Origin of the sequence: Hymenobacter sp. BT491 (assembly GCF_014349165.1) — a bacterium.
Classification (GTDB): Bacteria; Bacteroidota; Bacteroidia; order Cytophagales; family Hymenobacteraceae; genus Hymenobacter; species Hymenobacter jejuensis.
The window spans coordinates 129,718-142,834 of the sequence record NZ_JACSJJ010000005.1 but is presented as its reverse complement, the minus strand read 5'-3'; the positions used below and the strand labels follow the sequence as shown (position 1 = coordinate 142,834).

The window sequence follows — 13,117 nt, the reverse complement described above, 5'->3', positions numbered from 1 at the left end:
TTTATGCTTATAGATTGCTCTTGCTTGACCTTTAGCTCATGATTCAGCCCTACCGACTTTATGTACTCGCTTTCTTTGCCGCCTTTCTAGCGCCGGAACTGTCATCGGCGCAAACGCCAAGTGCATCGTTGTCGAAAGTATGGGTGCCGGATTTGGGCAACGGAACCTACAAAAATCCAGTGCTTTACGCCGACTACTCCGACCCGGATGTAGTGCGCGTTGGCTCCGATTATTACCTGATTTCTTCCAGCTTCAATGCCGTGCCGGGCTTGCAGATTCTGCACTCTAAAGACTTGGTCAACTGGACGATAATAGGAGCGGCGTTTACCAAGCAGTTGCCTCTGGCGCGCTACAACGAGGTGCAGCACGGCAACGGCGTGTGGGCGCCGGCCATTCGGTACCACAAAGGGCAGTTCTACATCTATTACCCCGATCCGGACTTGGGAATATTCGTGACGCGCGCTAAAAACCCAGCCGGACCGTGGGAAACTCCCGTGTTGGTAAAGGAAGCCAAAGGCTGGATCGACCCCTGTCCGCTTTGGGATGAGGACGGTAAAGCGTACCTCGTACATGGTTTTGCCGGTTCTCGCGCGGGCATCAAAAGCATTATTGCGGTGAGCCCCATGAGCCCCGACGGTCTGCGCCTTATCGGAGACGATGCGCTGGTATTCGATGGCCACGGCAAACACCCAACGATCGAAGGACCAAAGTTTTACAAACGCAACGGCTACTACTACATCTTCGCACCGGGCGGCGGCGTGCCCACCGGTTGGCAGGTAGTGATGCGCTCCAAAAACGTGTTTGGCCCCTACGAAGACCGCATCGTGATGGACCAAGGCAAAACGCCCACCAACGGCCCACACCAAGGCGCCTGGGTGGATACCCCCAGCGGCGAAAACTGGTTTATGCACTTCCAAGATCAAGGCCCCTACGGCCGCGTGGTGCATTTGCAGCCCATGAGTTGGAAAAACGACTGGCCCATCATTGGCGAAGACCCCGACGGCGACGGCAAAGGCCAGCCCGTGCTTACGCACCGCAAACCCGCCACAAAAGGCCAGGCCCAGCCGCAGGCCACGCCAGCCACCTCCGACGAATTCAGCAGCAACACGTTGGGGCTGCAATGGCAATGGCACGCCAATCCGCAGGATTACTGGGCGTATCTCAATGGGCCACAGGGCTTTCTGCGCCTCTACTCGGTGATGTTGCCTGAAGGCTTCAAAAACTTCTGGCAAGTACCTAATTTATTGCTGCAAAAGCTTCCTGCTGAGGTATTTACGGCCACCACCAAGCTTACTTTTACGCCGCGCGTTGAGGGCGAAAAAGTGGGCCTGATTATGATGGGTATGGACTACGCGTATGTGGCCGTGACCAACCAAGGCGGCAAGCTTCAACTAAGCCAAACCGTCTGCCAAAATGCCGATAAGCAAGCGCCGGAAATCACTACCGCCCCCATTGCCGTGCCGCAGGCCGAGCAGCCGCTCTACTTGCGCGTGGCCGTGAAGCCCGGCGCCAAATGCCAGTTCAGCTATAGTTTTGACGGACAAAGCTTTCAACCCATTGGCGCTGATTTTCAGGCGCGTGAAGGCCGATGGATAGGAGCGAAGGTTGGGCTGTTCTGTACCCGCAGCACCAAGTTCAACGACTCGGGCAATGCCGACATTGATTGGTTTCGAATTGAATAATATAAAATATTGATAGTCAAAGGTTTGTAAACCAACTCAAGCATTCTTTTGTGAGCGGTCTAACGTTATAAGCTCTACGCAGCAGTGAAGAAAACATCAGCTGCTGCGGGCTCGCTCAAGAGTCAAGGCATAGCTTTGTATTAATAAAATACAATTTGATTTGCACTTAGCGACTGTAAAATGACGGTAGTAGCAGGAGGGTGCAGAAAGGTGTTTGTTTAAAAATACCGTACCGAAATTACACTAAACCGTGTTTGCTTGACCCGTGGCAACGTTGCCGGCAACGATTGCATAAATAAAAACCAGGGGGATGTTCCCTTTTCATGCGAACTACCCTAAACTTAATGAAGAGAAGGCTCAGGCCCAGAGTACAAAAGCCTATGGCCATTCTTCGAATAGTTTACTAAATGATATTTCAGTAGAAGGATACTTATTCTAGCCAAAACTGCGGCTTGTTGCAGTGCCCAATCAGTGGGGTACGCAAAGGTATGCAGTGGTTTCAGAGCAAAGGTTTAAGTTTATATATCACATTGATTGTCAATTATTTAAATAAGGCTTTCTAGAATACCAATTTCCAACCCATAAGATCCCCACTCACAATTTGTACGAATGAAAAAGCACCTACTGTTTCTTTGGCTGCTGTTTAGCGTTGCGCTAGCGGCGTCGGCGCAGCAAACACAGCAGCGCCGCATCCAAGGGGTGGTCACCTCAACTGAAAAGAACGAAACCCTGCCCGGCGTAACGGTAGTGGTACAGGGTACGACCAACGGCGCTAGCACCGACGGCGAGGGTAAGTTCAGCCTGAATGTTCCGGCCGGCCAAGCCGTAACCCTGCATTTTAGCTACGTCGGCTTCTTGGCCAAAGACGTGGTAGTCGGCGATCGTAGCGAGATCAATGTGCAGCTGGCACCGGATACGAAAGCCCTGGATGAGGTAGTTGTTATTGGCTACCAAGAAGTTAACCGTCGCGACGTAACCGGCTCAGTATCGTCGGTAAGCGCTCAGCAAATCAAAGACATCCCGGTAAACTCCGCCGCCGAAGCCCTGACTGGGCGTTTGGCGGGCGTGCAGCTAACCAGCGCTGAGGGTTCACCCGGCAACAACAACGTACAGATTCGGGTGCGCGGTGGCGGCTCCATCACGCAGGACAACTCACCTCTTTATGTAGTAGACGGGGTGCAGATTGAGAACGCACTGTCGGTGCTGGCACCCCAGGACATCGCCTCCGTCGACGTGCTGAAGGATGCTTCGGCCACGGCTATCTACGGTGCTCGCGGTGCCAACGGTGTAGTAATTATCACGACCAAAAGTGGCCGCGAAGGCCGTACGCAGGTTACCTACAACGGCTTTGCCGGCTTTCGCCGGATCACTAAAAAGCTGGATGTAATGGGCCCAGCCGACTATCTCAACTGGGAATATGAGCGGGCGCAGTTGACGGGCACCGGGGCCAGCGTTTCGGGTGGCACGAGCACTTTCAAGAGCGTTTTCGGTTCGACGAACTTCGCCAGCGATACGCTCAACCGGATTCGCAACTCCCCCTTCCGCAACTGGCAGGACGATGTGTTTGGCCGCGATGCTTTCCAGCAAACCCACAACGTATCGGTAAGCGGCGGTTCGAAGGCCACTACCTATTCGCTGAGCCTGACCAGCAACAAAGAAGATGGCATCCAGATCGGATCGAGTTACAAGCGTAAGCTGGTGAACTTCCGCCTCGACACCAAGGCCAGCGACCGGCTGCGTTTGGGCGTAAACGTACGCTACAACGACCAAGTAAACTACGGCGCCGGCACGGGCGCGGCGCTGGGCACTTCCAGCACCGGCCAAACGGTGAATACGGGTTCCAGTGTAACCTCGCGTCTGCGCAACGCCGTGCAGTACTTGCCTTTCGTGCTGCCTTCGCTCAACGGAGCGGCTGGCGCCGACCCAACGGCCAACTTCGACCCGGATTTCTTTACCAATTCGAGCCTTGTAAACCCGGTGCTGGCCATCAACAATGAATACCGCGCCGACAAGCGCCGCACCTTCAACCTGGGTGGCACGGCGGCGTTCAACATCACGCCGAGCTTGGTGTTTACTTCGACGGGCGGGTTCGACCTTACTTATAACGACTTAGGTACCTTCAACGGCTTGTATTCGCCCACGATCCGGCAGGCGGCCGGCGGCTACCAAAACCTGCCTTTTGTGACAATCACCAACGGCAACACCGCAACGGTCAACAACTCCAACGTGCTGAATTACACGCTCAAAGCTACGGGCAAGCATGCGTTGAACGTGTTGTTGGGCGAAGAAATCTATCAGCAGCGCACCACTCAGCAGTTTGTGCAGGTAAACTTCCTGCCAGCCGACATCACGGCCGAACGGGCTTTGGCCAACATCAACCAGGCCGTGCTGCCAGTGGGTACGGTAGCGCAGCCAGTGTTGCCCTCGACCAGCATTCCGGTTGATTACCGTCTGCTTTCGGGCTTCGGTCGTGTCAACTACTCCTACGATGACAAGTATTTGGTGACTCTTTCGGCTCGTGCCGACGGTTCTTCGAAGTTTAAGCCCGGCAACCGGGTGGGCGTTTTCCCGGGCATCTCGACCGCGTGGCGCATTTCAAAGGAAGAGTTCTTCCAGTTGCCCGCCATCTCGGATCTGAAACTGCGCTTGAGCTACGGCCAGGCCGGCAACAACCGCATTCCCGACTTCCTGACCGACCAGCTTTTCCAGGCGGGCAACGTATCGTACGCGCTCAACCACATCACCACGCCTGCTACGGCCGCTACCAACCTGGCCAATCCTGACCTGAAATGGGAAATCACGACGACCCGCAACGTGGGCGTGGATTTAGGGCTGTTTAACAATCGCGTGCAGTTTACGGCGGATGCCTACTACAACACCACCAGCGACCTGCTGGTGCAAGTGCCGATTCCGGGCTTCTCGGGCTATACGTCTCAGTATCAGAACGTTGGGTCGACTTCGAACCGCGGTATTGAATTGCAGCTGAGTGGCACAGTCATGCAGACCAAGGATTTCAACTGGTCGGCTACGGCCAACGCTTCGCTCAACCGCGGGCGCATCGAGTCGCTGGGCAGCGGCTTGCAGGAAATTCAGAGCATTCAGTCGGGTTGGGCCGGCAGCGCCCTGTCGGGTGCTGACTACGTGGCCCGCGTAGGTTCGCCGGTAGGCCAGATGTACGGCTACATCACCGACGGCTTCTATACCGCCGACGATTTTGAAAGCTACAACTACGCCACACGCACGGGTGTGCTGAAGTCAGGTATCGCCAGCGACGCCAGCGTAACCGGTGTGTCGCCCATTTCGCTGGGTTCTATTAAGCTGAAGGACATCAACGGCGACGGCGTGGTAAACGAATCCGACAAAACGGTAATTGGCAACGCCAACCCCAAGCTGATCGGCGGTCTGAACCAGCAGTTCGCTTACAAAGGCTTCGATGCCAGCGTGTTCCTGAACTTCGTGCTCGGCAACGACATCTACAACGCCAACAAGATTGAATTCACGACCAGCACGGCCAACACTTCTTACGCCAACTTGCTGAGCGTGATGAACAACCGGGTGCGCAACATCGACGAAAACGGCGTTCTCATCGCCGACGCGGCCACCTTCAACCGGGTGAACGCCAACGCCTCAATCTGGTCGCCGGTGCGGGGCAACTACTTCCTGCACTCCTACGCGGTGGAAGACGGCTCGTTTTTGCGCGTCAACAACGTGACGATGGGCTACTCGCTGCCCAAAGGACTCATTTCGCGGGCCAAGCTAACCCAGCTTCGCTTCTACGTGACGCTCAATAACTTGTACACCTTCACCAAGTACTCGGGCTATGACCCAGAGGTGAACACGCGCCGCGGCACGCCCCTCACGCCAAATGTCGACTATGCGGCTTATCCGCGCAGCCGGGCCTTCCTGTTCGGTATTAACCTGGGCTTGTAATCGTCTTATTGTCAAGTATTTGCGCTAGTATCATTCATATGAAATCTTTCATTTCCACATACCGGGTTGCGACGGCCGCACTTCTGCTGGCGGCCGTGACGGGGCTGACTTCGTCCTGCAAAGACTACCTCAACGTCGAACCCATGACCCTCAGCACCACTGAGGCTACTTTCAGCACCGTGAGCGGGGCCACCAGCGCCGTGCTCGGAGCTTACGATCCGCTTTCGGGCGACAACAGCTACGGTACCCGCATCAACATGTACTTCCCCTACGACACCGACGAAATGATCAGCTCGTCGGGCACGTTCGACACGGGGCGTCGGGGCATTGCGCGCTACAAGGCGTTCGCCAGCAACACGGAAGTAATCAACCCCTGGAACAACCTGTACCAAGGAGTGGAGCGGGCCAATATCTGCATCAAGAACATCCCGGAGATGGCGCTGTACACCAGCGGCTCCAGCGCCGACACGGCGGCTCTCCACCGCCTCCACGGCGAAGCCCTGACGCTGCGGGCACAATATTATTACGAGCTGATTCGCAACTGGGGCGACGTGCCGGTGCAGTTTAACCCGTCTACGCCGGGCCAGGATTTCAAGCTGCCGAATGCCGACCGTAACGCCACTCTGACGCAGTTGATCGCTGACCTGCTGACTGCCGAAAAGCTGGTGCCGTGGCGCTCGCAGGCCGGTTTGGTAAACGAGCGCATTACCAAAGGTGCCGTGAAAGCTTTGCGGGCGCGCCTCGCGTTGCAGCGCGGCGGTTATTCGCTTCACGGTACCGCCATGACGCGTGCCTCCGATTACCTCGATTACTACAAGATTGCCCGCCAAGAGTGCCTGGATATCATGGGCAAACGCGGCGAGCACACTCTCAACCCCAGCTTCTCGGACTTGTGGCTGAGCGTGAACCAGCAGCGTCACGACGTGGCCAACGAGATCATGTTTGAAGTAGGCATGACCGGCTCCACGGCTACCGGCGACTCGAAGCTGGGCTACTACAATGGCCCGCGCCTCAACGCCTCGACCGTGTACGGCTCGACGCAGGGCGCCGTGACCGTGGTGCCCACGTACTTCTACGCTTTCGACTCGACCGATGTGCGCCGCGACGTCACGATTGCTCCCTACCAGATTCCGGCCAATAACAACCAAGCTGGGGTAGCGCTGAATACGATTTACGACGGCAAGTTTCGCCGCGACTGGCACGTTCCGGCGCTGCCCGGCACCAACAACTACCTCGGGTACAACTGGCCGATCATCCGTTTTGCCGATGTGCTTTTGATGTTTGCGGAAGCCGACAACGAACTAAATGGTCCAACTACGGCAGCCGTTGCGGCCCTGAAGGAAGTGCGGACCCGCGGCTTTGGCGGCAACGCAACCCGCGCGTCTGCCAACCTCAAGACCAGCACGAAAGACGAAATGTTCAACGCCATCGTGAACGAGCGTCTGTTGGAATTTGGCTCCGAAGGCATCCGTAAGTACGACTTGCTGCGGTGGAACCTGCTGGCTCAGAAAATCAGCGAAACCAAGACCAATCTTAATTTGATGCGGACCGCGGCCAGCCCTTACCAAAACGTGCCGCAGTACCAGTACTACCGCGTCGTAAACGGAGTGATCCAGTGGACCCGGTCTTTCTACCGTCCTTCACCGGCCAACACGACCGCCCCTTCGGGCACCACGCGCGTAAACTGGCGGCAGGCCATAGATGCGCCCTATGTATCTAACCTTCAGCCCAATGGCACCAGCGTAACGCTGGGCACTACGACCACCGTCAGTGCCGGTAGCGGCCTGGCAGCTGAGTACGTACCGGGCCAGGGCAAAGAACTGCTGCCCATCCCCCAGACTACTTTGGATACCGATGCCGCGCTCAAGCAAAACGCGGGTTACTAACATCGAGTAGCTCTTATAAAACAACAAAGGCTTCGTCACTGACGAAGCCTTTGTTGTTTTATAAATAATTGATTATCAATTATTTATAAACGCGTTATAAAACTACGGATGGTGCTGCTTGGGTATTTGTTGCTATACAAGATGCGCCTGTTTGTTGACGGGCCGCGACGATTCGCGCACGATTAGTTCCGTCGGGATTTTGACCGTGCCGATAGGGGCGGCTTTCTGCTTGCGCTCGATCAGATCGATGAGGCGTTCGGCGGCTACTTGCCCGATTTCCTGCGCGGGCTGCACCACTGTGCTCAGCGACGGCGACAGCAAGTCGGCCACGTTTAGGTTGGTAAAACCAATCAGCGACACGTCTTCCGGAATGTTTACGTGGCGTTGCCGCAAGGCCGTTAAGCAGCCCATGGCGAGCCGGTCGCTGGCGGTAAAAAAGGCATCCGGGGTAGGCGACAGCGACATCAGATCGTCCACCATTGGGCCGACTTCATCGGGGCCGAAGGTGCCGTAACGCACCAGGTTTTCATCGAAAGGCAAGCCGTACTGCTCCAGCGCGGCCCGGTAGCCGGCCAGGCGCTCCTGCGTGATGGAAAGCCACGGCGGAATAGTCAGATGCGCAATGCGCCGCCGACCGGCTTTGATTAAGTGTTCGGTTGCGGCGAAGGCCCCCGCAAAATTGTCCGCTACAACCTGCGTGGCCTCTAATTCAGCCGATACTCGGTCGAACAAAACCAGGGGCAAGCCCTTTTGCTGAATCTCTTTCAGGTGCGAAACGTCCGAGGTTTCACTGGAAAGTGAAATCAACAGCCCATCCACCTTCCGGGCCATCGATTGCTGCACGTTGGCCACCTCCCGCTCGTACGACTCGTGCGTCTGGAAGATAATTACATGGTAGCCACGGTTGTACGCAATGGCCTCAATGCCGTTGATGGCTTGCGAGAAAAACGGGTTGGCAATCTGGGGCACAATCACGGCAATTGCCCGGCTAGAGCTGCCTTTTAGGCTCAGGGCAATGGGGTTGGGCCGGTAGTTGAGCCGCTCGGCGCACTCCATGACCAGCCGCTTGGTTTCGGGGTTGATCTCGTAACTGCCGCGCAAGGCCCTCGACACCGTGGAGGTGGAAATGTTGAGGGCGCGGGCTATATCTTTTATGGTGAAAGTATCCAATGCAAGGAAGGGAAAGGACTAGGGTTGGAAATATCAGCTTCGCAAAATCCAAGAACTGCCGAAACCAGTTCCGCAACTTTTCAAGGCCTGAATGTAGAACTCGCTTCCCAAATTCAACTTATGGCCTATACGAATTATTGTCACGCCCGCTATCGGCAACGTTCCCGACAACGATTGCGCGAATAAAGATGATGATACTCTTCCTTTTGGTTTTACCATCCTGTAATCTTAAGAAAGGTAATTGCCAGTGAAGACTACTGGAAATACACCTTATTTCTCCGAAAAGTTTATAAATCAGATTCACCTGCATGAGTAATGCCTCGTTGTTTAGCTTAGAAGGCAAAGTCGCTCTGGTGACGGGCTGCAACAAAGGAATCGGGCAAGCGATGGCCGTTGGCCTAGCCGAAGCCGGCGCCGACATCATTGGCGTGTCGGCTTCGTTGGCCTTACAGGGCAGCGATACGGCCCAGCAGGTGCAGGCGCTGGGCCGCCGGTTTACGGCCTACCAAGCGGACTTTAGCCAGCGTGGTCAGGTAGACGCCTTTCTGCAACAAGTGCAGCAGGATTTTCCGCGCATCGACATCCTTATCAACAACGCTGGCACCATCAAGCGCGCCCCCGCGGCCGAGCACGCCGATGCGCTGTGGGACGAAGTGCTGGCCATCAACCTCGACGCGCCCTTCCGCTTGGCCCGTGCTTTGGGCGGACGGATGCTGGCGCAGGGCAGTGGCAAGATCATTTTCACGGCTTCTTTACTTACGTTTCAGGGCGGCATCAATGTGCCCGGCTACGCGGCCAGCAAAGGTGCTATCGGCAGTTTGGTGAAAGGCTTGGCCAACGAATGGGCCGGCCGTGGCGTCAACGTCAACGCCATCGCCCCCGGCTACATTGCCACCGACAACACCGAGGCTTTGCGCAACGACCCGGAGCGCTCGCAGAGCATTCTGGGGCGCATTCCGGCCGGGCGGTGGGGCACGCCCGCCGATTTCAAAGGGCCTACCGTGTTTTTGGCCTCGGCCGCAGCCGATTACGTACACGGCACCATCCTGACCGTTGATGGCGGTTGGATGGGTCGTTAACTTAACTTCTTGATTAAGAGTAGTATATGAAGCAATACATCGCCGTTAGTCCGCGGGAAACTGCCCAGATGAACACCGCTGAACTGCGGGCACATTTTCTGATCGAAACCTTGTTTGTGCCAGGCTCCGTGGAGTTGGCGTACACTCATTACGACCGCATGCTCGTGGGTGGCGCCGTGCCCCAGGGCACCGAAGCGTTGACGCTGCCCTGCCCCGATACGCTGAAGGCCAACTACTTTCTGGAGCGACGCGAGCTGGGCATTCTCAACATCGGCACGGCGGGCCAAGTAACCGTGGACGGCACGGTTTACGACCTGGGCGAGCAAGATTGCCTGTATGTGGGCAAGGGCAGCCGCGAGGTGAGCTTTAGCGGCGAAGGCGCCCGGTATTACCTGCTATCGGCGCCGGCGCACAAAGAATATCCGACCACCGTGCGCACCCAAGCCGAAGCCACGCCCGTGGAATTGGGCAGCCAGGAAACGGCCAATCAGCGCACCATCTACAAGTACATCTACAACGAAGGCATTCCTAGCTGCCAGCTCGTGATGGGCCTGACCCAGCTCAAGCCCGGCAGCGTTTGGAATACGATGCCGGCGCACGTGCACGACCGGCGCATGGAGGCTTATCTCTACTTCAACCTGCCCGCTGGTCAGCGCGTGCTGCACCTGATGGGCGAGCCTCAGCAAACGCGTCCGTTGTGGGTGAGCAACGAGCAGGCCATCCTCTCGCCGCCGTGGTCGATCCATACGGGGTGCGGCACGGCGGCTTACACCTTCATCTGGGGCATGGCCGGCGAAAACCTCGAGTACACCGACATGGACCCCGTACCGCTCGACTCACTTCAATAACCCAACCGCTACCTGTTTCCTTTTCTCCTTTTGATTTCGCTCGCATGAAAACGCTGGTTCCGAACCTGTTTGTAGAAGACCGAGAGCTTACGTGGGAAACCGTAGGCGAGGGCGTGCGCCGCAAAATTCTGACCTACGACGCCAACATGATGCTGGTGCGCGTGGCCTTCGAGCAGGGCGGGGTAGGAGCTATTCATCGCCATGTGCACACGCAGATGAGCTACGTCGAAAGCGGCGTGTTTGAGGTCACGATTGCCGATGAAAAGAAAGTCAACAAGCGCACGCTGCGGGCCGGCGATTCTTTTTATGCCCCGTCCAATGTGTGGCACGGCGTCGTGTGCCTGGAGGCCGGCGAATTGCTGGACACATTTACGCCGATGCGCGAAGATTTTGTGTAATTTATAACTATTTGATTGAGAGATAGTTACATGAAATGGTTTGGTAAAATAGTTGTTCTGCTGTTGCTGACCTTGGTGGGCCATACCGGTTTCGCAACCGGCGTGCGCCTCGTGGTGGCTCCCGACGGCTCCGGCAACTTCCGAACCATTCAGGAAGCCATCAACAGCTTGCCCAATACGGCTACTGAGCAGCGGGTAATTGCCATTAAGAAAGGTACTTACAAGGAAAAGCTATTCATCGACGGCAAAAGCCATATTACGCTGCAAGGCGCCAGCGAAAAGGGCGTGATCATCACCTTTGCGCAAGCCCGCGACGCGTGGCGCTGCGACCCCGTAGCCGGCGCCGACGACTGGGGCGTAGGCACGCTGAACATGCGCAACAGCCCCGACATCACGCTGGAAAACCTCACGGTCGTGAACAGCTACGGCTTCGACGCGCCGGGCGATGTAACCATCGACTGCGCCACCGACCCCAGCCACAAGAGAACCATCAGCAAGACGGGCCACCAGATGGCCTTGCGTACCCTACCCGGCACTACCCGCCTGATTGTGCGCCACTGCACGTTTCGGGCCTTGGGCGGCGATACCGTCAGCCCCTGGGACGTGGACGCAGGCCTCTATTATTTCAAGGACTGCACCATGGAAGGCGGCGTCGATTTTTACTGCCCGCGCGGGTGGGCTTACGCCGAAAACTGCCGCTTCATTTGCCACAGCAAGGAGGCCGCCATCTGGCACGATGGCTCCAATAACGAAGACTCAAAAACCGTTTTGAAAAACTGCACTTTCGAAGGCGATAACGGCTTCAAACTTGGTCGTTACCACCGCGAATCGCAGTTTTACCTCATCGGCTGCCGCTTCGCCAACAACATGGCCGACGTAGATATTTATCACGCCAAATCGGGTCCGGGCACGCCGAAATGGGGCCGGCGCGTGTACTACTATAATTGCCACCGCAAGGGTGGTGATTATGCTTGGCACAAAGACAACTTAGCAACGGCTGCCAACGCGCCCACTGTCAAGCAAATCAACGCCGACTGGACGTTTGGAGGCCGTTGGTACCTCGATGGTCGTCCGGCCACGGTGGCTTTGGCGCCTTCCAACCCCGCCAAAACCTATTCTACACTGCCACTGTCGGTTACGACGGATAGCATTGCGGAGAAAATGCTGGTTTATCAGCGGAGCGTAGGGGGCTGGCCGAAAGCCGTAAACGACGTCAAGGTCAATTACGAGCACCCAATGAGTGCCGCCTTGAAAGAAGCCACGTTGCGCGATGCCAGCCGGATCGACGCCACCATTGACAACGACGCAACGACCCGCGAAATCCGCTACTTGGTTGCCGCATTCAAGAAAACGAACAATGCGCTTTACCTCGCCGCCGCCGAGAAAGGCATTCGCTACCTGCTGAAAATGCAGCACGCCAACGGCGGCTTCCCTCAGTATTACCCAGACTCAAGCCTTTACCGCGCCCAGATCACCTATAACGACGAGGCCATGATTCGGGCCCTGCGCATCCTGAAGGCAGTTGCCGAACGCAAGGAAGGTTTCGAGGTGGTCGATCAGAGCCTGGTAGCCCCGGCCCGCTTGGCCGTGGAGCGGGGTATCGATTGCATTTTGAAGACGCAATACGTGCAGAACGGCAAGCTCACGGCCTGGTGCGCCCAGCACGACCGCCGCACATTGCAGCCCGTGAAAGCACGCGCGTTCGAACTGGCCTCGCTGAGCGGCGATGAAACCGTAGGCATCGTGCAGTTTCTGATGGATGTCGAAAACCCTTCGCCCGCCGTCAAAAAGTCGATTGAGAGCGCCGTGGCTTGGCTTAACGAAGTCAAGATGACGGGTTTTGCGCTGAAAGAAATACAGGACCCAAGTCAGCCCACGGGCCGCGACCGCATCATCGTGCCGGAAACCGGCGCGGCGTTGTGGGCGCGTTTCTACGACCTGAAAACCAACAGACCCATTTACGTCGGCCGCAACTCGGAGGTAAAATACAGCTTAGCCGAAATTGAGAACGAGCGACGCGCTGGCTACGTCTACGCAGGCACTTGGCCGGCTAAGCTGCTCAACCGCGACTTTCCGAAGTGGAAGCAAAAATGGGAAAACGGAGAAAGTAAATTATAAGTACTT

8 protein-coding genes are annotated in these 13,117 nt (G+C 56.6%); 7 read left to right on the top strand and 1 reads right to left on the bottom strand.

The annotated features are described in order from the left end of the window. Positions 1 to 38: 38 nt before the first annotated feature. The 3 genes from H9I52_RS20395 (at position 39) to H9I52_RS20385 (ending at position 7,498) form a co-directional block, all read left to right on the top strand. Positions 39 to 1,682 (top strand): glycoside hydrolase 43 family protein, encoded by a 1,644-nt coding sequence (locus tag H9I52_RS20395; protein WP_187455378.1) that lies wholly within the window; start codon positions 39 to 41, stop codon positions 1,680 to 1,682. 609 nt (positions 1,683 to 2,291) lie between these two features. Further along, the gene (locus H9I52_RS20390) at positions 2,292 to 5,612 is read left to right on the top strand and encodes a SusC/RagA family TonB-linked outer membrane protein (protein WP_187455377.1); all 3,321 of its coding nucleotides are present in this window, start codon (positions 2,292 to 2,294) and stop codon (positions 5,610 to 5,612) included. A gap of 38 nt (positions 5,613 to 5,650) precedes the next feature. Next, positions 5,651 to 7,498: a RagB/SusD family nutrient uptake outer membrane protein gene (locus H9I52_RS20385; protein WP_187455376.1), complete on the top strand. Its 1,848-nt coding sequence runs from the start codon at positions 5,651 to 5,653 to the stop codon at positions 7,496 to 7,498. Between the two features lie 132 nt (positions 7,499 to 7,630). On the opposite strand, the gene H9I52_RS20380 is transcribed toward H9I52_RS20385, so the two are convergent. Further along, entirely contained in the window at positions 7,631 to 8,668 is a 1,038-nt protein-coding gene (locus tag H9I52_RS20380) for a LacI family DNA-binding transcriptional regulator (RefSeq protein WP_187455375.1), read from the bottom strand. A 308-nt stretch (positions 8,669 to 8,976) separates the two neighbouring features. Here H9I52_RS20380 and kduD point away from each other — a divergent pair, with 308 nt between their 5' ends. The 4 genes from kduD to pelA are packed head-to-tail and all read left to right on the top strand — an operon-like array spanning position 8,977 to position 13,111. Then, positions 8,977 to 9,747, top strand: a complete 771-nt coding sequence (gene kduD, locus H9I52_RS20375) for a 2-dehydro-3-deoxy-D-gluconate 5-dehydrogenase KduD (RefSeq protein ID WP_187455374.1) — start codon at positions 8,977 to 8,979, stop codon at positions 9,745 to 9,747. A gap of 26 nt (positions 9,748 to 9,773) precedes the next feature. Further along, positions 9,774 to 10,595, top strand: coding sequence for a 5-dehydro-4-deoxy-D-glucuronate isomerase (gene kduI, locus H9I52_RS20370; RefSeq protein WP_187455373.1), 822 nt, complete (start codon positions 9,774 to 9,776; stop codon positions 10,593 to 10,595). Between the two features lie 44 nt (positions 10,596 to 10,639). Further along, a complete protein-coding gene (locus H9I52_RS20365; RefSeq protein WP_187455372.1) occupies positions 10,640 to 10,993 on the top strand; it encodes a cupin domain-containing protein in 354 nt (117 codons plus the stop codon). A gap of 30 nt (positions 10,994 to 11,023) precedes the next feature. Further along, complete coding sequence (gene pelA / locus H9I52_RS23115; protein ID WP_262386160.1) at positions 11,024 to 13,111, top strand: pectate lyase; 2,088 nt, start codon at positions 11,024 to 11,026, stop codon at positions 13,109 to 13,111. The last annotated feature ends 6 nt before the right edge of the window (positions 13,112 to 13,117 follow it).

Bases quoted from the DNA above. Each gene is read 5' to 3' on its own strand.
- pelA (WP_262386160.1), top strand. From the start codon at position 11,024: ATGAAATGGTTTGGTAAAATAGTTGTTCTGCTGTTGCTGACCTTGGTG.
- kduD (WP_187455374.1), top strand. From the start codon at position 8,977: ATGAGTAATGCCTCGTTGTTTAGCTTAGAAGGCAAAGTCGCTCTGGTG.
- H9I52_RS20365 (WP_187455372.1), top strand. From the start codon at position 10,640: ATGAAAACGCTGGTTCCGAACCTGTTTGTAGAAGACCGAGAGCTTACG.
- H9I52_RS20385 (WP_187455376.1), top strand. From the start codon at position 5,651: ATGAAATCTTTCATTTCCACATACCGGGTTGCGACGGCCGCACTTCTG.
- kduI (WP_187455373.1), top strand. From the start codon at position 9,774: ATGAAGCAATACATCGCCGTTAGTCCGCGGGAAACTGCCCAGATGAAC.
- H9I52_RS20395 (WP_187455378.1), top strand. From the start codon at position 39: ATGATTCAGCCCTACCGACTTTATGTACTCGCTTTCTTTGCCGCCTTT.
- H9I52_RS20390 (WP_187455377.1), top strand. From the start codon at position 2,292: ATGAAAAAGCACCTACTGTTTCTTTGGCTGCTGTTTAGCGTTGCGCTA.